Annotated in this window: 19 protein-coding genes and 2 tRNA genes; 10 read left to right on the top strand and 11 right to left on the bottom strand. The window is 62.7% G+C overall.

Going from position 1 to position 18,865, the window contains the following annotated elements; genetic code table 11:
• Window positions 1-2: 2 nt before the first annotated feature.
• Window positions 3-782 carry a 23S rRNA (adenine(2030)-N(6))-methyltransferase RlmJ gene (gene rlmJ / locus K5R33_RS02375; RefSeq protein ID WP_220747357.1) on the bottom strand — a complete coding sequence of 260 codons (780 nt, stop codon included), beginning with the start codon at window positions 780-782 and terminating at the stop codon, window positions 3-5.
• 99 nt (window positions 783-881) lie between these two features.
• Between rlmJ and K5R33_RS02370 the strand changes: the two genes are divergently transcribed.
• A complete protein-coding gene (locus K5R33_RS02370) occupies window positions 882-1,739 on the top strand; it encodes a MipA/OmpV family protein (RefSeq protein WP_255576076.1) in 858 nt (285 codons plus the stop codon).
• Here K5R33_RS02370 and K5R33_RS02365 read toward each other — a convergent pair.
• The 3 genes from K5R33_RS02365 to secG all read right to left on the bottom strand — a co-directional run bounded on the left by K5R33_RS02365 (window position 1,723) and on the right by secG (window position 4,814).
• Window positions 1,723-2,574, bottom strand: a complete 852-nt coding sequence (locus K5R33_RS02365) for a PhzF family phenazine biosynthesis protein (protein ID WP_220747356.1) — start codon at window positions 2,572-2,574, stop codon at window positions 1,723-1,725. The two genes, K5R33_RS02370 and K5R33_RS02365, sit on opposite strands and share 17 nt — an antisense overlap.
• A gap of 98 nt (window positions 2,575-2,672) precedes the next feature.
• On the bottom strand, window positions 2,673-4,319 hold the full coding sequence (pyrG, locus tag K5R33_RS02360) for a CTP synthase (RefSeq protein ID WP_220747355.1): 1,647 nt from the start codon (window positions 4,317-4,319) through the stop codon (window positions 2,673-2,675).
• Window positions 4,320-4,463: 144 nt separating this feature from the next.
• A complete protein-coding gene (gene secG / locus K5R33_RS02355) occupies window positions 4,464-4,814 on the bottom strand; it encodes a preprotein translocase subunit SecG (RefSeq protein WP_220747354.1) in 351 nt (116 codons plus the stop codon).
• Between the two features lie 145 nt (window positions 4,815-4,959).
• Here secG and K5R33_RS02350 point away from each other — a divergent pair, with 145 nt between their 5' ends.
• Window positions 4,960-6,252: an adenylosuccinate synthase gene (locus K5R33_RS02350; protein ID WP_220747353.1), complete on the top strand. Its 1,293-nt coding sequence runs from the start codon at window positions 4,960-4,962 to the stop codon at window positions 6,250-6,252.
• A gap of 29 nt (window positions 6,253-6,281) precedes the next feature.
• The gene (locus tag K5R33_RS02345) at window positions 6,282-6,500 is read left to right on the top strand and encodes a DUF2842 domain-containing protein (RefSeq protein WP_220747352.1); all 219 of its coding nucleotides are present in this window, start codon (window positions 6,282-6,284) and stop codon (window positions 6,498-6,500) included.
• Between the two features lie 512 nt (window positions 6,501-7,012).
• Here the strand turns inward: K5R33_RS02345 and K5R33_RS02340 are convergent.
• The 4 genes from K5R33_RS02340 to K5R33_RS02325 form a co-directional block, all read right to left on the bottom strand.
• Window positions 7,013-7,102, bottom strand: a tRNA-Ser gene (locus K5R33_RS02340).
• Between the two features lie 176 nt (window positions 7,103-7,278).
• The gene (locus K5R33_RS02335) at window positions 7,279-7,848 is read right to left on the bottom strand and encodes a L,D-transpeptidase (RefSeq protein WP_220747351.1); all 570 of its coding nucleotides are present in this window, start codon (window positions 7,846-7,848) and stop codon (window positions 7,279-7,281) included.
• A gap of 258 nt (window positions 7,849-8,106) precedes the next feature.
• A complete protein-coding gene (gene ychF, locus K5R33_RS02330) occupies window positions 8,107-9,204 on the bottom strand; it encodes a redox-regulated ATPase YchF (protein WP_220747350.1) in 1,098 nt (365 codons plus the stop codon).
• A 172-nt stretch (window positions 9,205-9,376) separates the two neighbouring features.
• On the bottom strand, window positions 9,377-9,565 hold the full coding sequence (locus K5R33_RS02325; RefSeq protein ID WP_220747349.1) for a hypothetical protein: 189 nt from the start codon (window positions 9,563-9,565) through the stop codon (window positions 9,377-9,379).
• A 258-nt stretch (window positions 9,566-9,823) separates the two neighbouring features.
• Between K5R33_RS02325 and trpA the strand changes: the two genes are divergently transcribed.
• Window positions 9,824-10,615, top strand: coding sequence for a tryptophan synthase subunit alpha (trpA, locus tag K5R33_RS02320; RefSeq protein ID WP_220747348.1), 792 nt, complete (start codon window positions 9,824-9,826; stop codon window positions 10,613-10,615).
• Window positions 10,616-10,947: 332 nt separating this feature from the next.
• Here trpA and K5R33_RS02315 read toward each other — a convergent pair whose 3' ends face one another.
• Together K5R33_RS02315 and K5R33_RS02310 are read right to left on the bottom strand one after the other, a co-directional pair.
• Window positions 10,948-11,301 carry a hypothetical protein gene (locus K5R33_RS02315; protein ID WP_220747347.1) on the bottom strand — a complete coding sequence of 118 codons (354 nt, stop codon included), beginning with the start codon at window positions 11,299-11,301 and terminating at the stop codon, window positions 10,948-10,950.
• 3 nt (window positions 11,302-11,304) lie between these two features.
• Window positions 11,305-11,994 carry a DUF599 domain-containing protein gene (locus K5R33_RS02310; RefSeq protein WP_220747346.1) on the bottom strand — a complete coding sequence of 230 codons (690 nt, stop codon included), beginning with the start codon at window positions 11,992-11,994 and terminating at the stop codon, window positions 11,305-11,307.
• Between the two features lie 93 nt (window positions 11,995-12,087).
• Here K5R33_RS02310 and K5R33_RS02305 point away from each other — a divergent pair, with 93 nt between their 5' ends.
• The 6 genes from K5R33_RS02305 to K5R33_RS02280 all read left to right on the top strand — a co-directional run bounded on the left by K5R33_RS02305 (window position 12,088) and on the right by K5R33_RS02280 (window position 17,873).
• Entirely contained in the window at window positions 12,088-13,527 is a 1,440-nt protein-coding gene (locus K5R33_RS02305) for an FAD-linked oxidase C-terminal domain-containing protein (protein ID WP_220747345.1), read from the top strand.
• Window positions 13,528-13,603: 76 nt separating this feature from the next.
• The gene (locus K5R33_RS02300; RefSeq protein WP_220747344.1) at window positions 13,604-14,689 is read left to right on the top strand and encodes an FAD-binding protein; all 1,086 of its coding nucleotides are present in this window, start codon (window positions 13,604-13,606) and stop codon (window positions 14,687-14,689) included.
• A 1-nt stretch (window position 14,690) separates the two neighbouring features.
• Window positions 14,691-16,046, top strand: a complete 1,356-nt coding sequence (gene glcF / locus K5R33_RS02295) for a glycolate oxidase subunit GlcF (protein WP_220747343.1) — start codon at window positions 14,691-14,693, stop codon at window positions 16,044-16,046.
• Window positions 16,047-16,329: 283 nt separating this feature from the next.
• Window positions 16,330-17,124: a trypsin-like serine peptidase gene (locus K5R33_RS02290; RefSeq protein ID WP_255576079.1), complete on the top strand. Its 795-nt coding sequence runs from the start codon at window positions 16,330-16,332 to the stop codon at window positions 17,122-17,124.
• Window positions 17,125-17,193: 69 nt separating this feature from the next.
• Window positions 17,194-17,751 (top strand): tetratricopeptide repeat protein, encoded by a 558-nt coding sequence (locus K5R33_RS02285; RefSeq protein WP_255588398.1) that lies wholly within the window; start codon window positions 17,194-17,196, stop codon window positions 17,749-17,751.
• Window positions 17,752-17,790: 39 nt separating this feature from the next.
• Window positions 17,791-17,873 (top strand) — tRNA-Leu (locus K5R33_RS02280).
• Between the two features lie 117 nt (window positions 17,874-17,990).
• Here the strand turns inward: K5R33_RS02280 and K5R33_RS02275 are convergent.
• On the bottom strand, window positions 17,991-18,797 hold the full coding sequence (locus K5R33_RS02275; RefSeq protein ID WP_220747342.1) for a lytic murein transglycosylase: 807 nt from the start codon (window positions 18,795-18,797) through the stop codon (window positions 17,991-17,993).
• Between the last annotated feature and the right edge of the window lie 68 nt (window positions 18,798-18,865).

Below are 18,865 nucleotides of genomic sequence, written 5' to 3'. Positions count from 1 at the left end.
TGCTATGTCCTCTCAAAGATGTGCGCGATGTCCTGGGCGGCCTGCTCCAATCCCCAGGGTGTGTTGACCACAGCCATGGCAGAGCCCTGCATCCCGTGGTGAGCCTGCGCCGGTGGGAAGCGAACCTCGCTGATAAACAGGTCCGGGATGGCGGCGCGCAACGCGCTCACCATCGGCTTGTGCCTTTGATCGGCGAGCAGCGGATACCACAACAGGATCACGCCCACGTTCCACTTCCGATGGATCAGCGGAACCAGCTTGGCGAGTGTCCCATAATCGTCGCGCATCTCCCACGACGGGTCGATCATCAAGCAGCCCCGCCGCGGGTCTGGCGGGGTAAGCGCCTTCGCCATTTCCAAGCCGTCACGCTTGTGCAGCCGGGTGTTTGGCGCCTTTGGCATGGCCTCAACCAGGCGCGCGTATTCCTGAGGGTGGAGTTCGGCCAGTTCAATACTGTCGAAGCGGCGCAACAGATGTTGCGCGATCAAGGGCGACCCGGGGTAGGCGGTACTGCCGTGGATGGCACGCGTCCGCTCCACGGTTTCGCGCCAGGGATGATCGGGCGGAAACCGGGTCAACAGTCGCGTGACACCCGCATCAGATTCGCCGGTGCGCCGCGCTGCGGCATCAGACAGGTCATAGAGGCCACGCCCCGCATGGCTTTCCATGTAGGTCAGGGCCTTATCCTTGCGTGTCATATAGGCCAAGGTCGTCGCCAGCAGAGCGTGCTTATGGACATCCGCCGCGTTTCCTGCGTGATAATTGTGCTGATATGACAACATATCACCGGGCTAGCCGGGGATCTTAGGCATGTCACTCATTTTAACGGAAGTTTGAGGTGCGGTTGGGGCATCCTGTGCTAAGTAAGGACGAGACGCGGGATGCGTCTGCCTGCTGAAAGTTACGTCCTTATGCCAAACCGTTCCGTCGCCTTTGCCGCTGCGATCCTAACTGGCCTGACCTCCTTGGCCTCTGCCCAGGAAGCGGATCGCCAGGTCCCGCTTGGGAGTGATCCGGGTCGGACGGTTTTGTCGACACAGGGCAGCGGCCCGGCCCTCGGCTTTACGCTGCGGGGCGGCGTTGGTGTCGCGCCGTCGTACTTCGGCTCCGATTCCAGCGATGCCTCAGCGGACGTCGGGTTTGAGTTGAATTACTTGCGGCTGGGCGAGTTTACGATTGGTAACCCGGATCCCCTCTATGAGCCACGCGGGTTCGGCGTCACTGGGTCTTTTCGCTACATCGGAGAGCGGAGCGCCAGCGACGATGCCGAGCTTGCGGGCCTGAATGACGTGGATGCCTCGCTCGAACTGGGCGCTGGCTTGCGCTACAGCGCCGAGAATTTCGAGGTCTTCGGCAATGTGCGATACGGTGCCATTGGCCACGAAGCCTTCGTGGGTGAATTGGGGGCGGACGTTTTTCTGCGGCCGTCTGACCGTCTCACCTTACGGGCCGGTCCGCGCGCCTTCTTCGGCGACAGCGATTATGCAGCGACCTATTTTGGCGTGACCCCCGGGGAGGCGGGCGCCTCTGCCTTCGCCCCGTTCGAGGCGAGCGGCGGCTTGCTGTCCACTGGGATCGAAATCGGCGCCGGGTATCAGATCAACGACCGCTGGGGCATTGACGCGGCGGTGCGCTACGACCGCCTTCGCAACGATGCTGCCGACAGCCCGATTACCGTGGATGACGATCAGGTCTCCGCCCGAATCGGTCTGACCCGACGGTTTACCCTGGGATTCTGATACGGCCTTCTGCGACAGGTACAGCCTGGCCTGAGATGCGGACTGCCACTAGGGCACCGTCCGCGACGTCGGCAGAAAATCCGATCCGCGAGAGGCGCCCCATGTCTTCGCCTTGGGTCAACGCCAGGTCCGTGGTCCCGTCGTCGAGAGACCCGTTTGCCAAAAGATGCGCAGCCAAGATGGCGCTTGCGGAGCCCGTAGCCGGATCTTCGGCGATGCCAGCCGTGGGCGCAAACATGCGGCTGTTGAAATCGGGATCGTAGAGGTAGGCGCTGTCCACATCCCCCGCTGCCATAAGCTCTGACCAGGCGGGTTCCAGCGGCTTGGCCCGGGCGAGTGCGGCGCGGTCCCGGACGGGGACATACGCGAAAGCGGGTCCACCGGCAAAGGCGCCGGGGGCTAGGGGCCCGATGTCAGACAGGCTGAGCCCCAAGGCCTTGGCGCATAGATCCGCCGTTAAGGGCCCGCCATGGGCGTGCGGTACGACCGGTGCAGTGAACTCCGCAATGCCATCGCGGATGCGCACTGGTACCAAGCCGGCTTCCTCCTCCAGCGTGATGAGGTCCGACCCCGTGCGCTGGGATAGGAACATCGCAGCTCCAATCGTCGGATGCCCCGCAAACGGGATTTCAGCGGTCGGGAAGAAGATCCGGGCCCGCGCGGAATGGGCCGGGTCCCGGGGCGGCATGAGAAAGATCGTCTCGGATAGGTTGAACTGCCGCGCGATCGTCTGCATTTGCGCGGTTGTCAAACCGCTATCGGTCTCGACGATGGCCAGCGGATTGCCCGCAAAGGCGCGGTCCGTGAACACGTCCCAGACTTCGTAGTTCAGCATCCCATGGTCCCTTCGCAACCCATGGGGGCAGACTGCCCCCGCGCCGCAGAGGTCGGAAGCAGAACTTTGTGGCCGTTACAATTTTCGCGGCGCGCGCGTTAGACCAGACGTGACTGCTCTTTGGCGGCGCGGATGAAATCAGCGAACAGAGGATGGGGGGCGAAGGGCTTCGATTTCAGTTCCGGGTGAAACTGCACGCCAATGAACCAGGGATGGTCCTTCACTTCGACGATCTCGGGCAGGCGTCCGTCGGGGGACATGCCAGAAAAGATGAGACCCTGGGCCTCCAGCTTTTCGCGGAAGCGGATGTCGACTTCGTAGCGGTGCCGGTGCCGTTCCTCGATGGCCGTGTCGCCGTAGACATCGGCAACCTTGGACCCATCGGTCAGCAAGGCATCATAGGCGCCTAGGCGCATGGTGCCGCCCTTGTCGTCATTGGCCTTGCGGGTGACCTTATGATTGCCTTGCACCCATTCTTTCAAATGGTAGACGACGGGCGTGTAGCTGCGGGATTTGACGTCCTCGTGGTCGAATTCCTCGGAGCCCGCGTCGCCCATATCCGCCATATTTCTCGCCGCTTCGATCACGGCCATCTGCATCCCAAGGCAGATGCCGAGGTAAGGCACGCCCTTTTCGCGGGCGAATTGGGCAGCGTTGATCTTGCCTTCGGTGCCCCGCTCTCCGAATCCGCCGGGGACGAGGATGGCGTTGAACCGCTCCAGGAAGGGGCCGGGGTCTTCGGACTCGAAGATTTCGCTGTCGACCCAATCCACATGAACCTTGACGCGGTTGGCAAGGCCGCCGTGGGTCAGGGCCTCAGCAATGGATTTGTAAGCGTCTTCCAGTTGGGTGTACTTGCCGACGATTGCGACGCGGACCTCGCCATCGGTGTTGTGAATGCGGTCCACGACATCTTCCCAGCGGCGCAGGTTCGGCTTGGGCGCTGGGCTGATCCCAAAGGCGTCTAGGACGGCTTGGTCCATGCCTTCGCGGTGATAGGCGAGAGGCGCCTCGTAGATGGATTTCAGGTCCTGAGCCGCGATGACCGACTCGGGCCGGACGTTGCAGAACAGCGCTAACTTCTCGCGCTCTTTCTCTGGAATGGGTCCTTCGGAGCGGCACACCAAAATGTCTGGCGCCAGACCGATGGAGCGGAGCTCCTTGACCGAATGCTGGGTCGGCTTGGTCTTCAACTCGCCGCTCGCCGCGATGTAAGGCAGCAGGGTGAGATGCATGAAGATGCAATCGCCACGGGGCTTTTCCTGGCTGAACTGCCGGATGGCCTCGAAGAACGGCAGACCTTCGATATCGCCCACCGTGCCGCCAATTTCGCAGAGCATGAAATCGACCTCATCCTCACCGATGCGAATGAAGTCTTTGATCTCATTGGTGACATGGGGAATGACCTGGATGGTCTTGCCCAAGTAGTCGCCCCGGCGCTCCTTCTCCAAGACGTTGGAGTAGACGCGACCAGAACTGATCGAATCGGTCGACCGCGCCGCAACCCCGGTGAAGCGTTCGTAGTGACCCAGGTCCAGGTCGGTCTCGGCCCCGTCATCTGTCACGAAGACTTCGCCATGTTCAAACGGCGACATCGTCCCGGGATCGACGTTCAAATACGGATCCAGTTTTCGCAAGCGCACCGTATAGCCACGCGCCTGTAGCAAGGCCCCCAAGGCCGCCGATGCAAGACCTTTCCCGAGCGAAGACACCACACCGCCGGTGATGAAGATAAAGCGCGCCATGTTCGAAATCTCCGCGAATTGCGTTGCACTGGCATCTGCCAGTCACGACCCCACGGGACTCAAGAATAACACCAAGAGCGCTCGGGCCGCAACAGCGCCCGGCCACATCCTGCGGCTATTCTGGGCGTGGGCCCAAGGTGTTGGTTATTCAGACCGGGGCGGCGTCAAAGGGGCGTCGCCCGGCGTCGGCGGCAACAGGCTTTCGCCCGACGGGACAACCGGCGCCTCGACTGCACCGTCATCAGGCAGCAGGTCGATGACGGAACTGCCGGTGGCGTTTTGCGCCGACAACACCGTCAGGATCACCGAATTGACGAGAAAGACCGTGCCAAACAGCCACGTGAGCTTGGTCATCGCCGTTGCAGCGGCGCGCCCCGTGACGGCACCGCCCCCGCCGCCCATGCCCAAGCCGCCCCCTTCGGAGCGTTGCAGCAGCACGATGCCAATCAGGCAGACCGCGACGATCAAGTGGACGAGAAGCAGGACGGTTTCCATGGGGGGCCCATTCGGTTCGGATCAGAGGCTACCTAGAGACCACGCCCCGGCACCGCAAGACCCCAGGGCGCACGGCTTGGGGTTTCGCGTCACGTCATCGTCCGTTAGGGGGAGCGCGGTCTTTCAAACGAAGGGAACGTCAGGCATGGCCAACGTCGTGGTGGTCGGCGCCCAGTGGGGCGACGAGGGCAAGGGCAAGATCGTCGATTGGCTGTCCGAACGGGCGGATGTGATCGCGCGGTTCCAGGGCGGCCATAACGCCGGTCACACGCTGGTCATTGACGGTGAGGTTTACAAACTATCGCTGCTGCCGTCGGGGATCGTCCGGGGCGGCAAGTTGTCGGTCATTGGCAACGGCGTCGTTTTGGACCCCTGGCATCTCGTCAAGGAAATCGACCAACTGCGTGGCCAAGGTGTCGAGATCACGCCCGACACGCTGATGATCGCCGAAAACACGCCGCTGATCCTGCCGATCCACTCTGAGTTGGACCGCGCGCGCGAGGGCCAGAACGCCATTGCCAAGATCGGCACAACCGGTCGCGGGATTGGCCCGGCCTATGAGGATAAGGTCGGGCGCCGGGCCATCCGTGTTGCCGATCTGGCCGACTCCGCCACCTTGGAGGCCCGCGTCGATCGCGCCCTGGCGCACCATGACGCTTTGCGCCGCGGCTTGGGATTGGACCCGGTGGATCGTGCGGCCCTGGTCGCCGCGCTTCAGGAGGTCGCACCGTCTGTCTTGGAATATGCGGCGCCGGTCTGGAAGGTGCTCGACACCAAGCGCCGCGCGGGCAAGCGCATTCTCTTTGAAGGGGCGCAAGGCTCCCTTTTGGACGTGGATTTTGGCACCTATCCCTTCGTCACCTCGTCCAACGTGATTGCAGGCCAAGCGGCCACCGGCACGGGTATGGGCCCAGGCGCCATCGACTTTGTCTTGGGCATCGTGAAAGCCTATACCACCCGTGTGGGGGAGGGGCCCTTTCCCGCCGAACTCGATGACGCGGACGGTCAGCGGCTGGGCGAGCGGGGGCATGAATTTGGCACGGTCACGGGGCGCAAACGGCGCTGCGGCTGGTTCGACGCCGTGCTGGTGCGCCAGACCTGCGCCACCTCCGGCGTGAATGGCATCGCCTTCACCAAGCTGGACGTGCTGGACGGGTTCGAAACGCTCAAGATCTGTGTGGCCTATGAGTTGGACGGCGAGCGGATCGACCACCTGCCGACCGCCGCCGACGCGCAGGCCCGCTGCACGCCTATTTGGGAAGACATGCCGGGATGGTCCCAGTCGACCGAGGGCGCACGCACCTGGGCCGATTTGCCAGCGGAAGCCATCAAGTACGTGCGGCGGGTCGAGGAATTGATCCAGTGCCCGATCGCCCTACTCTCCACCTCGCCAGAGAGAGAGGACACGATCCTGGTCACCGATCCGTTTGAAGACTGATCGGTCTAAACCCATCGGAGGAGACAGCCATGGCATTGTCGTATAAAGCGCGGAAGCGGCTGTCTTTTTTGATCCTCCTGGTTGGCCTGCCGCTCTACATTATCCTGGCGGTGAGCCTGGTCGCCCTTCTGCCGCGCTTGCCGGTGGCGGTCGAGTTCGTGATGTACGTTGTTCTCGGCATCATCTGGGTGTTCCCATTCAAGGCCATCTTCAAGGGGACGGGTCAACCGGACCCGGACGGCAAGTAAGGGCGGGCTGGTGTTTCTTGTCTCTCGTTCGTCAGACCGCCGCGAATGTTGTTTGCCCTGACCTGGCGAGAACCACTGTACCCATCGCGTTAGGTGGGCGGCGCACGTCATGACGCGCGTCGACCCATGAGCGGGCATCGTGCACGGGTCGGATGACACAACGGTTGCGTATCCATTTGCTTTTACACGTTCCTTGGTCCTGAAATCATCGCGCTGGCGGTCTCTAGGTTGCCAGCAAACATCCCGTCACTGCGGTCCCAAACGATGTCACGTGACATGTGCTGGATTCTCTGTGGGGCCTTGTAAGGAGCGGTCGACACTTCATGTATCGGCGGGCTCCACTGCTTCAGCTTGGTCGTAAGCCGTGAGACAGATACGTTGCCGAGATAAGAACGAGCCTCCGCGCGACACCACACCGAGGCTTTTTGCTTTCCCACTTACACGTTCAGGGCGCGGGTCTTTTGAGCCCCGCCCTTGCAGAACCGCCAACTGACATACCAGTCTGGAATTAGTGGCGGAGACGAAGGGATTCGAACCCTCGAGACGGTTTCCCGCCTACTCCCTTAGCAGGGGAGCGCCTTCGACCACTCGGCCACGCCTCCGCCTGTGGTGGTATGCGTGATGCGCCCGGCCCGCAAGGCGTTTCTTACATCTGCGTGTGACCGGTTTATCTTGTCCGAAAACGACAGAATCCAAATCGCCCAAAATCAAACGCCGCGGAACCAAGAGATCTAGCAGCGTTTCCTTCGTAGCTAAGCGGCCTGTTGCGATAGCCGCGCTAGGCGAGCTTTTGGTGCAGGACCACGCGGGAGCGCATAGGCACCCGATTATACAGATCCACGGCCTGATCGTTCACCAGTCGGGCGCAGCCGTTGGACACTGCCGTGCCAATCGTGCGCGGCGCGTTCGTGCCATGGATGCGCAGGAAGGTGTCGCCCCGGCCAGGCTCAAACAGATAAAGCGCGCGGGCCCCCAACGGATTGTTTGGGCCACCGGGCATCCCATCTTCATACTGCTTGTAGGCAGCCGGATCGCGGCGGATCATGTCCGGCGTCGGCGTCCAGCTTGGCCATTCCTTTTTGGCGCCCACATAGAACTCGCCCGCTTCGTAGAGCCCCGGTCGTCCAACGCCCACCATATAGCGGATGGCGCGCGCGCCAGGCAGCGTCCAATACAGCATAAAGCTATCGGGGATCACGTGAACTTCGTTCGGGGCGATTTCCGGGCGGATCCGTACTTCGACGGGCTGCATCGACAAGGGCATGGTTTGGGCCGCTGCTGGCTCCACTGCCGACAGGCCCAGTGCGCTCACGGCCACCCCACCCATGATCACATCGCGTCTGTGCATCTCTCGCTCCTTTACCTGGCCCCTAGTCCGGCGGGGCGCGTTGACAAGCTACTGCGAAAAACGCGCCCTGTCGCGCAAGGTTTCAGAGCCTTGCCATCACAGAACCGAGAGGACTGGGGTTCTGCCGCCACAATTCGGCCATAATTACGAGGAGGCGCGGCCCTAGATCGGCAGAGACCCGCCTATCGGTGGGCTGAACCGGTGCGCCGCCCCCGCCAGAGCGTCGTGGCACCGTCCCCTGCGTCAGGCGGATGCGACTCAGGTGTTGAACAGGAAATGCATGACGTCACCGTCCTTGACGGTGTATCCCTTGCCCTCGGCCCGCATCTTGCCCGCTTCCTTAGCGGGTTGTTCCCCACCCAGGGTTACAAAATCATCGTAAGCGATGGTCTCGGCCCGGATGAATCCCTTTTCGAAATCGCCGTGGATGACGCCCGCCGCCTTCGGCGCGCTAGTGCCCACCGGGATGGTCCAGGCCCGCGCCTCCTTGGGGCCGACCGTGAAGTAGGTCTCCAACGACAGCAGCGCGTAGCCAGCCCGGATCAGCCGGTCGAGGCCAGCTTCCGCCAGGCCCATTTCCTCTAGGAAGATCCCGGCGTCGTCTTCGGGCAGCTGTGCGATCTCTTCCTCGATCTGGGCCGAGATCACCACATGCGCGGCACCCTGGGCTTCGGCCATGGCGGCCACGGCGGCCGAATGGTCGTTCCCCTCGGCGGCCGAGCCTTCGTCCACGTTGCACACATAGAGGATCGGTTTCGCCGTCAGCAGTTGCAGCAACTCCCAAGCGCGGAGGTCGTCCTCTGCCACATCGACGGTGCGGGCCGGCCGCCCGTCTTCCAGAACCGCCAGCGCGTCCTTCAGCAGCCGCTCCTGCTGCACGGCTTCTTTGTCGCCGCCCCGCACCTTCCGTTGCAGCCCCTGAAGACGCTTCTCGATCGACTCCATGTCGGCGATCATCAATTCGGTCTCAATGACCTCGGCGTCTTCCACCGGGTTCACCCGGCCTTCCACATGGGTGACGTCGCCGTCTTCGAAACAGCGCAGAACATGGGCAATGGCGTCGGTTTCGCGGATGTTGGCCAAGAACTGATTGCCCAGCCCCTCACCTTTGGAGGCGCCCTTCACCAACCCAGCGATGTCGACAAACGTCATGCGGGCCGCGATCTTCTGCTTCGATTGGGCAATCTCTGCCAGTTTGTCCAACCGTGCGTCCGGCACGGCCACATCGCCCACGTTCGGATCAATGGTGCAGAACGGAAAGTTTGCCGCCTGGGCCGCCGCTGTCCGGGTCAGCGCATTGAACAGGGTCGATTTGCCCACATTCGGCAGCCCCACAATCCCCATCTTAAAGCCCATGGCACCCTCCGCGCTAACAGCCCGCGCCGCCATAGCCTCGCACCCGCCATGGGGCAAGCCACTCTGACGCGCCCGCGCGGCCCTTGTCTTCTTCTCGGCGCAAATACTCCACGGGGGTCCGGGGGTGTGAAACCCCCGGCGCGCCGGTCAGGCTGGGCGCCGTCCCGTGACCTTATCGCAAATGCCGATTGCGCCGCTCAAAGATGATGAACCAGGCCAGCAATATGAACATCGGATGGGTCAGCCCGCCCGAAAACAGCAGAGCGGGAATCCAAATCAGGAATGTCACAATCCCCAGGATTGGGCGCCCCGCCAAAAAGATCGACAGCGGCGGCAGCAGAATGGCGAGCACATAATTCATACGTCTTACGTGGGGGTGCGAGGCTGGCCGGTCCAGGGCCTGCTCCGGTTTTCTGACCAATCGGGCCGGGGCAGGGCGCGCGAAACCCCGTCCGACGGGGATCACCCCCTGGTCATACCCAGATCATACATCCAATAATCGGCCCATTGCGCGCCTTGGGTCACTCACCTGACCAATTCCCACGCCAGCAGATGGGGCCAACGATTGACCTTCCCGCGTTCCTGGCGCACTCCCGTGCCGACCAAACCGGAGAGGCCCATGACCCGCATCGACGACACCTTTGCCCGTCTCAAGGCCGAAGGCCGCCGCGCCTTCGTGTCCTACGTCATGGCAGGCGACCCCGATGTGGCCACCGCGACCGAAATCGTCTGCGGCCTGCCCGAGGCGGGCGTCGATATCATCGAATTGGGTCTGCCCTTCACCGATCCCATGGCCGATGGTCCGACGATCCAACTGGCAGGCCAGCGCGCGCTCGAAGGGGGCATGACCCTGGATGCGACGCTGGATATTGTCCGAACCCTGCGAAAGCAGAATGACACGACGCCCGTGGTCCTGATGGGGTACTACAACCCGATCTATTCGCGCGGCGTGGATCGCTTTCTCGAACAGGCCAAAGAGGCCGGGATCGACGGTCTCATCGTTGTCGACTTGCCGCCCGAAGAAGACAGCGAGCTGTGCATTCCCGCCCAGAAAGCCGGTCTGAACTTCATCCGCCTGGCGACCCCCACGACCGACGACGCGCGGCTTCCGACAGTGCTCCAGAACACTTCGGGCTTCGTCTACTACGTCTCGATCACGGGGATCACAGGCGCAGGCTCCGCCAGCGCGGAGAAGGTCGCGCCAGAGGTGGCGCGCATCAAAGACGCGACGGATTTGCCCGTGATCGTCGGCTTTGGGATCAAAACGCCCGACGCCGCCCGGGACATCGCCAGCGTTGCGGATGGCTGCGTCATCGGCTCTGCCATCGTGGAACGGATTGCAAAGGGCGACAGCGTCGCGGACGTGCTCGCATATGTGAAGTCTTTGGCAGACGGCGCCCATTCCGCCTGACGGCGGGCGTAGGCCGTTCGTAATTTGGGGATGAGTCGGCCCGTTGTAGGGTTACTGGCACGGACGAGATCGGCGCAGGACCTTCCCAAGCGCTTCGGTCGGGACCTCAATCGCACCCCTTGTGTCGGTTCGGTGTCCCAACCTCAGGCCTTCAAATGCCACGCATTTACTTCAGCGAAGGTGGCCACACCTATCCGCGGTCGCGCGTTCTCTATACTCTTGTGAAGCGCACAGGGCCTATGTGGCAACCACAGATGCGCGCGACGGCAATTTCTGAGGCCATTGCTTGGATCTAAGGCCGGAAACCGCATCAGTCTGACCCGAACGACGGGTTACCCGTCTGGCAACTCCAAGACGAGATCCTTGCCCCAGCCGTGGACGTTGTCATGGGCGCGGATCACGACGGTCTCGATCCCATCCGGAATCTCCACACCGCCGAGCGACCGCGTAAAGGGCTGCTCAGTCTCGTGGGGGTGGTGTAGTTTGCGATAGCCCAGCTCCGTCCCATCGGGGGCGTGGACCGACCAACCGTCGGCGTAATGATCCCACCCGGTGTCGGCGTGGCGCACGGTGACAGAAAAGGTCCATCCGTTGGCCGAGGGCGTTGCGACTGCGCCCTCCACCACGGGGGAATCGGCAAAGGCGGGGCAAGCCAGAAAGGCCAGCAGGGGCAGGGCGTATCTCATAGGCTACTCATCCAGCAGGACACCCCGCGATGTCGAGGCAAATTCCCGTGACAGCACCGCTCGGAGGGTAACCGCCGTCGCAATCAAAAGCCCCCAAGGCCCCAGCACCCAGGCCAGCGCGGTGAAGGCGAAATACACCGAGCGGAGACCGCGATTGAAGTTCAACGCCGCGCGAATGTTGATCTCTGCCGCCTTGTTGGCGCGGGGCAGGGCACGGGGGTCTTCGACGTCATTGGGCACCGAGGCCATGACCACCGCGCAGTAGCCGAACAACCGGTTTGACCAAATGAACTTGAAGACCGCGTAGGTGAGTAACAGGGCCACAACGCCCAGCTTTACTTGCCAAAACACCGCCGGATGGCCTTGGATTCCGACGCCCATAACGATGCTGTCCAGCCGCTCCGCGTTCCCGGCCAGGGCCAAGACACCCCCGACCGCAATGATCGCGGCGGAGGTCATGAAGGTCGTCCCTTGGCGCAGGCTGTCCAGTATGGCGGCGTCGAAAATGCGCGGTTGCCGTGTCAGCATCTCGACCATCCAATCGTGGCGATAGGCGCGCATAAGGACCGTGACCGAGGTGCGCTTGGCGGGCGGGTTCTCGATCAACCAGCCGCTCCCGGCCCAGGCCATCAGCAGGAAGCCGAGCGCCATAAGATCGAGCGGCGTGAAGGTCGATTGTAGCAGCGTGAGCATGTCGCACCCTTAGCAAAGGCCGTTCCGCTTGCCTTCTGGGAAATTGGTTATATTATTTTACCAATCCAGCCGCGCACCTCTGGGAGGGTCCCCATGGAAATGCCAAAGCCAGATCCCCTTGTCTTGGATCGCAAGGCCGAGCTTGTCTCTCGACTGTTGACCGTCTTGCCTGAGGATGCGGTGATCTCCGACGTGGAAGAGACGCGCGCCTATGAATGCGATGCGCTCACCGCCTATCGCTGCCCGCCTCTTGCGGCTGTTTTGCCCCGGAGCACGCAGGAAGTTTCCGATGTTCTGCGGATCTGCCACGAGATGGATGTGCCCGTCGTGCCGCGCGGCTCCGGCACGTCCCTTGCAGGGGGGGCATTGCCGACGGCTGATAGTGTGATCTTGGGTGTCGCCCGCCTCACGGAGGTGCTGGAGACCGACTATGACGACCGCATCATCCGCGTGCAGACCGGGCGCACCAATCTGGCGGTGACTGGCGCCGTGGAGGCCGATGATTTCTTCTACGCGCCGGACCCGTCGTCCCAATTGGCCTGTGCCATTGCGGGCAACATCGCCATGAACTCTGGTGGTGCCCATTGCCTGAAGTATGGGGTGACGACCAACAATCTGTTGGGTGTGACGCTTGTCCAGATGGACGGCACCGTGGTCGAGATCGGCGGCGCCCATATGGACGCGGGTGGGCTGGACCTCCTCGGTGTGATCTGCGGATCCGAGGGACAGCTTGGGGTCGTGACTGAGGCCACCCTGCGTATCCTTCCCAAACCCGAGGGCGCGCGACCGGTTCTAATCGGTTTCGATAGTCTGGAAGTGGCGGGGGCTTGCGTCGCCGACATCATCAAGGCGGGCGTGTTGCCGGTGGCCATCGAATTCATGGACCGGATCATCATTCGGATCGTCGAGGATTACGCCAAGGCGGGCTATCCCGACTGCGAGGCGCTGCTGATCGTCGAAGTGGAAGGCTCCGACGATGAGATCGACGAACAGCTGTCTCTGATCGAAGAGATTGCGCGTCGGCATGACCCCGTTGAGTTGCGCCAGTCGCAGTCCTCAGACGAGGCGGCCAAGATCTGGCTGGGACGGAAATCGGCCTTTGGCGCTACGGGCCGGATCAGCGATTACATGTGTCTAGATGGCACAATCCCGGTCAGCGAGTTGCCCCGGGTTCTGGCGGGCATAACGGAGCTGTCTCAGAAGTACGGGCTCGCGGTGGGCAACGTGTTCCATGCGGGCGACGGCAATATGCACCCGCTGATCATGTATGACGCCAACAAGCCCGGTGACCTGGAGCTGTGCGAGGCGCTGGGTGCGGAGATCCTGAAGCTCTGCGTGGATGTGGGCGGCTGCCTCACGGGTGAGCACGGCGTGGGCATTGAAAAGCGGGATCTGATGACCCACCAATTCGCGGCTGTCGACATGGAAGCGCAGATGCGGGTCAAGGATGTTTTCGATCCCAAATGGCTCCTGAACCCCGCAAAGGTGTTCCCTCTGGACACCACAGCCGAGCGCCGAACCGCAGGCCACTGACAGCGCGGACTGTCCCATACCAGCGAGACGATTTGGCCCCGATCACGGGCGCCACACAGACGATTTGAGGACCCCCATGTTGAAACCCACGTCAGAGGCCGATCTGGCTGAGATCGTCCGCACGGCCAATGGGCCGCTGTCCATCCGGGGCGGGGGAACGCGCCACGTGCCATCGGAGGGGACGCCCGTGTCGACCTCCGGCCTGACGGGGATCACGCTCTATGAGCCGGGGGCTTTGACCCTGGTGGCCCGCGCTGGAACACCCATGGCTGAGATCGAGGCCGCGCTGGCCTCCGAAAACCAGCGTTTGCCGTTCGAGCCCCTGGACCATCGCGGTCTTTTGGGCACCACGGGTGAGCCGACGATTGGGGGGGCAGTGGCGATGAATGTATCCGGCCCGCGCCGAGTGCAGGCCGGGGCCTGTCGCGACAGCTTGATCGGTGTGCGGTTTGTCGATGGCGCTGGCGAGATCATCAAGAACGGGGGGCGGGTGATGAAGAACGTCACCGGCTATGACCTCGTGAAATTGCTGGCGGGGTCGCGTGGCACGCTCGGTGTGCTGACGGAGGTCAGCTTCAAGGTGCTGCCTGCGGCGGTGACCCAGACCACGCTTGTGGTGAACGGCCTCACGGTTGAGACGGCGGTGCGCGCCATGGCCGCCGCGCTTGGCTCCCCGTTTGAGGTGACGGCTGCTGCCCATGATCCGGCGGCAGGGCAGACATCGCTCCGGCTAGAAGGCCTCGACGGTTCGGTCGATTATCGCGCCACCGCGCTCGCGGAGGTGATCGCGTCCTTTGGCACTGTCACCCGGTTGGATCCGGGGGAGTCCGAGGCCCATTGGCGGGCCATCCGCGATGCCCAGGCCGTGCAAGGCGCAGGGGATATCTGGCGCGTGTCGGTCCGGGCCAGCCATGGCCCCGAGGTTGTGGCCCGCGCACAGGCCGAGGCATCGCTGCTCGATTGGGGTGGGGGGCTTGTCTGGCTGCGGGTGACAGCGGGGACAGACCTGCGGGCCCGTCTCGGCGATCTGCCGGGACATGCGACGCGCGTGACCGGTCCGGCATCCGGCGCTTTGCCCGTTGAGGCGCCTGCCTTGGCGGCCCTGACAGACAGCATCCGCGCCAAGTTCGACCCCCGTGGTCTCCTGAGTGGAGCGGCCTGACATGCAAACGACCTTTACCCCCGAGCAATTGGCTGATCCTTCTACAGCCCGTTCCAACGAGATCCTACGGTCCTGCGTCCATTGCGGGTTCTGTACCGCGACCTGTCCCACGTATCAGGTGTTGGGGGATGAGTTAGACAGCCCCCGGGGGCGCATCTACCTGATCAAGGATATGCTGGAAAACGACCGTCCGGCGGATGCCAAGACGGTCAAGCACATTGATCGATGCCTGTCGTGTTTGGCTTGCATGTCGACCTGCCCATCAGGGGTGCATTACATGCACTTGGTCGATCACGCGCGGGAGCATATCGAGAAGACCTACAAGCGGCCCCTGATGGACCGGGTGTTGCGTTGGACCCTGGCGCAAATCTTGCCCTATCCCATGCGCTTCCGCGCAGCTCTGCTGGGTGCCAAGCTTGGTCGTCCCTTCGCGTTCATGATGCCCGATGCGCGCCTGCGCGCAATGCTGGAGATGGCGCCCAAGACCATCCCTCCGGTCAGCCGCAACGACGATCCGCAGACGTTTCCGGCCACCGACAAAAAGATGCGCGTGGCGCTGATGACCGGATGCGCTCAAAAGGCCCTCAACACGGACATCAACGATGCAACGATCCGCTTGCTTACGCGCCTGGGCGCGGAGGTGGTTGTCGCCGAGGGCGCAGGCTGTTGTGGCGCGCTGACCCACCATATGGGCAAAACCGAAAGCTCCCACGGGTTTGCGGCGGCCAACATCAACGCGTGGATGACGGAAAAGCGGGGGGCTGGCTTAGATGCCATCGTGGTCAACACCTCGGGCTGCGGCACAACCGTCAAGGACTACGGCCATATGTTCCGCAACGATGCTTTGGCCGAAGATGCGGCAACGGTCAGCGATTTGACCATGGACGTCTCTGAGGTCCTGCTGGAGCTTTTGAAGAAGCAAGACGTTGTTGAAACGCCCAAGCGGCCCGATGGCTCTGGGCCGCTCCACGTGGCCTATCACGCGGCCTGCTCCCTGCAACACGGACAGCAGATCAAAGGGGCGCCCAAGGACCTGCTGAAACAGGCTGGTTTTAAGGTGTTGGAGCCCAAGGATCCCCATCTCTGCTGTGGCAGTGCGGGCACCTATAACCTGATGCAGCCCGAAATCAGTCAGGAGTTGAAGCGCCGCAAGGTCGCCACCCTTGAGGCGAAGCAACCGGATGTTATCGCGGCTGGCAACATTGGATGTATGATGCAGATTGGGTCTGCCGCCTCTGTCCCGATAGTTCACACGGTGGAGTTGCTCGATTGGGCAACCGGTGGTCCGGTCCCCCCCGCTATCGCGACCTTTGAGCCGGGCGCAGCAGCCAAGCCTGCCGTCCCGATGCTGCGCTAGGTCGATCGCCTGAAAGACCAAAGTGCTCCAGCTGGTGGTTGGGGCATCCGCTCATTTGACCAATGCCGCGCTGTGGGTGCCCTCTCGTAGCGCGGGGTGGCGGCCGGATCTGGCCAGGCGCTGCTGAAAGATGGCAGATCCCGGCGCTTATGCCCGATTGTGCCTGAATACCGACGCAATCCGTCACCCTTCGCCAAGAAAGTTTCCAACCTGCGCGGTAATCCGGTCCCTGTCCTGCCTGTTTCCCCCCCTACGCCTGACGTGAAGGTAAGGAGGGCATTCCATGTTTATGTCAGTTGTGCGCAAGGTTTTTATCGCCGCCGGTCTCATGTGCGCGGGGGCATTGCCGCTCGCCGCCCAGGGAACGGGGCTACAGACGCTGAGCACGGCTGACGATAACCGAGGGTGGGAGGCCGTGGGCCGCCTCAACTTCGGCAGCGAGGGCTTTTGTACGGCGGCGCTGGTGACCCCTGACGTTGTGCTGACCGCCGCCCATTGCCTCTACAACAAACAAACCGGCGAACGTGTGGAGGCTGCCGACATCGAATTTCAGGCTGGATTGCGGTTTGGTCGCGCAGAGGCCTATCGCGGGATCCGCCGCATCGTTTTGCACCCCGACTATGACTTTGCCGAGGCAAACCGCTTGGGACGGGTCGGCAGTGACATGGCCCTGTTGGAACTGGACCGGCCCGTTCGCAATGGCCACGTTCATCCTTTCCGAACGCAGTTTCGCGTGAACGCCGGTCAGACGGTCCAGGTCGTCAGCTACGCCAAAGACCGGGCCGAGGCTCCCACGCGGGAAGAAGCCTGCCAGATCCTGACGCGGGACGCGGACATTTTGGTGCTGTCGTGCTCCGTCGACTTTGGGTCCTCCGGGGCGCCCGTGTTTGTCAGCTATAACGACGAGGTGCGGATCGTCTCCGTCATTTCGGCCAAGGCGGAATGGGACGGACGCCCGGTCGCCCTAGCCGCCGTGATGGAAGGGGAGTTAGACGCCCTGATCGCGGAGTTCGCGCGCACGCCGGCCTTTGCCCCCGTTGGCAAGACCGTGTCGGTCGAAACCGCAGCGGACCGTTAAGTGGCGCCTTTTTAGGCGGCTTCGGCCACGCTCTTGATTGAACGGCCCTTCGGGACACATCCTCTCCGTATGATGCGTTCCGTTCTCTTCGCCCTGACACTTTGCGCTGCGCCAGTGAGCGCCGCGTGCCCACCGACCCCTGATATCACGGGCGCGGTCGATGCCTTGTTGCAACGGGTGCAATCGGTGGAGACGGAGGCGGAGGCGCGGCAAATCTCGGCGCTGCTTTGGGCCGAATGGACCCGGGCACCGGACGAAACGGCCCAAGCGCTCTTGGATGACGGTATGGCCCGCCGCGCAGCGTTTGATTTGGTGGGGGCGGTGAACGCCTTCGATGCCCTGATCGATTACTGCCCAACCTACGCCGAGGGCTACAACCAACGGGCTTTCGCGAATTTCTTGGCCGCCCGGTATGAGGCGGCCTTGCCAGACCTGGACCGCGCCATTGCCCTGAACCCACGACATGTCGCCGCGATCTCCGGCAAGGGTCTGACCCTGATCTCCATGGGACGTGTGGCCGAAGGGCAAGCGGTGATCAGACAGGCCTTGGCCCTGAACCCCTGGTTGTCGGAACGACGTTTTCTTGACCTACCCGTTGCCCCCGACCAGGGCGGCGTCGAACTCTGACTTGCCAAGCTGGGACCATTCGCCCTACTTCCGTGGCATGCGGGTGTGGTGGAATGGTAGACACATCAGACTTAAAATCTGAAGGGGTTCGCCCCGTGCGGGTTCGAGTCCCGCCACCCGTACGTTTGACTTAGATAGACAGTTACCGTGCCCGACTGGACCCACCGTCAGCACGGTGTACCCCCCGCCAGCACGACGCGCCGACGGGGGACCAATTTTCTTGAAAATTGGGTCGCCCCTTACTTGATGCGCGCCGCCGACAGGGCAATCGCCTGCTGGTAAACGGTCGCAGCATTCCAGTCATTCAACACACGGAAATTGCGCGTACCCTCTTGGAACGGTTGACCGGGCTGCCAGCCTTTTTGGCGCAGGAAGTTCGCGGTTGAGGCCATGGCATCGGCCATGCTGTAGAAATCCACGCGCCCGTCGCCATTCCCGTCCGCACCGTAGCGCATGGCGTTTCCGGGCAGGAACTGCGTGTGCCCCAGCTCCCCATGGGCGGCGCCCTTTTGCGAGGGTGAGAGCATTCCGCGATCCACCATTTGTAAGGCCGCGAGAGCGTGCGGGGTGAAGAAATCCGATCGTCTGCAATCGTAGGCCACAGTCAGGATCGACGAGACGACGTTCTCATTGCCCATGTTCCGGCCGAAACCCGTCTCCATCCCATGGATGGCCAAGAGAATACCGGCGGGCACGCCATAGCGTTGCTCCAACGACTGGAAGAACGCGCGGTTCTGGTTCAACCGCCGCGTCGCCTGAGCCGCAAACCCGTCCAGGGACCCCAAGCGAATGCGGATGAAGTCATTGAGCGCATAGCGCACGCCGCGTTGGTTGCGGTCCGCTGCAATGGTGCGCGTCGCATAGCGCGAGTTGGCGAGCGCTTGCAGGCCGCGCTGGCCGATACCGGTCGCTGCCGCTTCTTGGGCGAATTGTTGCTTCCACCGCTCAAAGCCGCTGCCGTCGTTGCCGCATTGGGCGGCCACGGCAGCAGAGGTCGAGAGGCCAAGAAACAGGGCGGCGGCTTTGACAAATGTCAGGCGGGTCATGGATCGCTCCAAAGTTGAAATAAAGTTTCGTTGTCGGGACAGTACCATGGGTTTTTCAAGGGACAATC

Origin of the sequence: Jannaschia pagri, assembly GCF_019655435.1 — a bacterium.
Taxonomy (GTDB): domain Bacteria; phylum Pseudomonadota; class Alphaproteobacteria; order Rhodobacterales; family Rhodobacteraceae; genus Jannaschia; species Jannaschia pagri.
This window is presented reverse-complemented; position numbering and strand designations above follow the sequence as displayed.

Coding starts and splice junctions, on each gene's coding strand:
- pyrG (WP_220747355.1), bottom strand. CDS start 4,319: ATGGCGCGCTTTATCTTCATCACCGGCGGTGTGGTGTCTTCGCTCGGG.
- ychF (WP_220747350.1), bottom strand. CDS start 9,204: ATGGGCTTTAAGATGGGGATTGTGGGGCTGCCGAATGTGGGCAAATCG.
- K5R33_RS02365 (WP_220747356.1), bottom strand. CDS start 2,574: ATGCTGAACTACGAAGTCTGGGACGTGTTCACGGACCGCGCCTTTGCG.
- K5R33_RS02325 (WP_220747349.1), bottom strand. CDS start 9,565: ATGAATTATGTGCTCGCCATTCTGCTGCCGCCGCTGTCGATCTTTTTG.
- K5R33_RS02335 (WP_220747351.1), bottom strand. CDS start 7,848: ATGCACAGACGCGATGTGATCATGGGTGGGGTGGCCGTGAGCGCACTG.
- secG (WP_220747354.1), bottom strand. CDS start 4,814: ATGGAAACCGTCCTGCTTCTCGTCCACTTGATCGTCGCGGTCTGCCTG.
- trpA (WP_220747348.1), top strand. CDS start 9,824: ATGACCCGCATCGACGACACCTTTGCCCGTCTCAAGGCCGAAGGCCGC.
- K5R33_RS02315 (WP_220747347.1), bottom strand. CDS start 11,301: ATGAGATACGCCCTGCCCCTGCTGGCCTTTCTGGCTTGCCCCGCCTTT.
- K5R33_RS02370 (WP_255576076.1), top strand. CDS start 882: ATGCGTCTGCCTGCTGAAAGTTACGTCCTTATGCCAAACCGTTCCGTC.
- K5R33_RS02285 (WP_255588398.1), top strand. CDS start 17,194: ATGATGCGTTCCGTTCTCTTCGCCCTGACACTTTGCGCTGCGCCAGTG.
- K5R33_RS02290 (WP_255576079.1), top strand. CDS start 16,330: ATGTTTATGTCAGTTGTGCGCAAGGTTTTTATCGCCGCCGGTCTCATG.
- glcF (WP_220747343.1), top strand. CDS start 14,691: ATGCAAACGACCTTTACCCCCGAGCAATTGGCTGATCCTTCTACAGCC.
- K5R33_RS02310 (WP_220747346.1), bottom strand. CDS start 11,994: ATGCTCACGCTGCTACAATCGACCTTCACGCCGCTCGATCTTATGGCG.
- rlmJ (WP_220747357.1), bottom strand. CDS start 782: ATGTTGTCATATCAGCACAATTATCACGCAGGAAACGCGGCGGATGTC.
- K5R33_RS02300 (WP_220747344.1), top strand. CDS start 13,604: ATGTTGAAACCCACGTCAGAGGCCGATCTGGCTGAGATCGTCCGCACG.
- K5R33_RS02345 (WP_220747352.1), top strand. CDS start 6,282: ATGGCATTGTCGTATAAAGCGCGGAAGCGGCTGTCTTTTTTGATCCTC.
- K5R33_RS02350 (WP_220747353.1), top strand. CDS start 4,960: ATGGCCAACGTCGTGGTGGTCGGCGCCCAGTGGGGCGACGAGGGCAAG.
- K5R33_RS02275 (WP_220747342.1), bottom strand. CDS start 18,797: ATGACCCGCCTGACATTTGTCAAAGCCGCCGCCCTGTTTCTTGGCCTC.
- K5R33_RS02305 (WP_220747345.1), top strand. CDS start 12,088: ATGGAAATGCCAAAGCCAGATCCCCTTGTCTTGGATCGCAAGGCCGAG.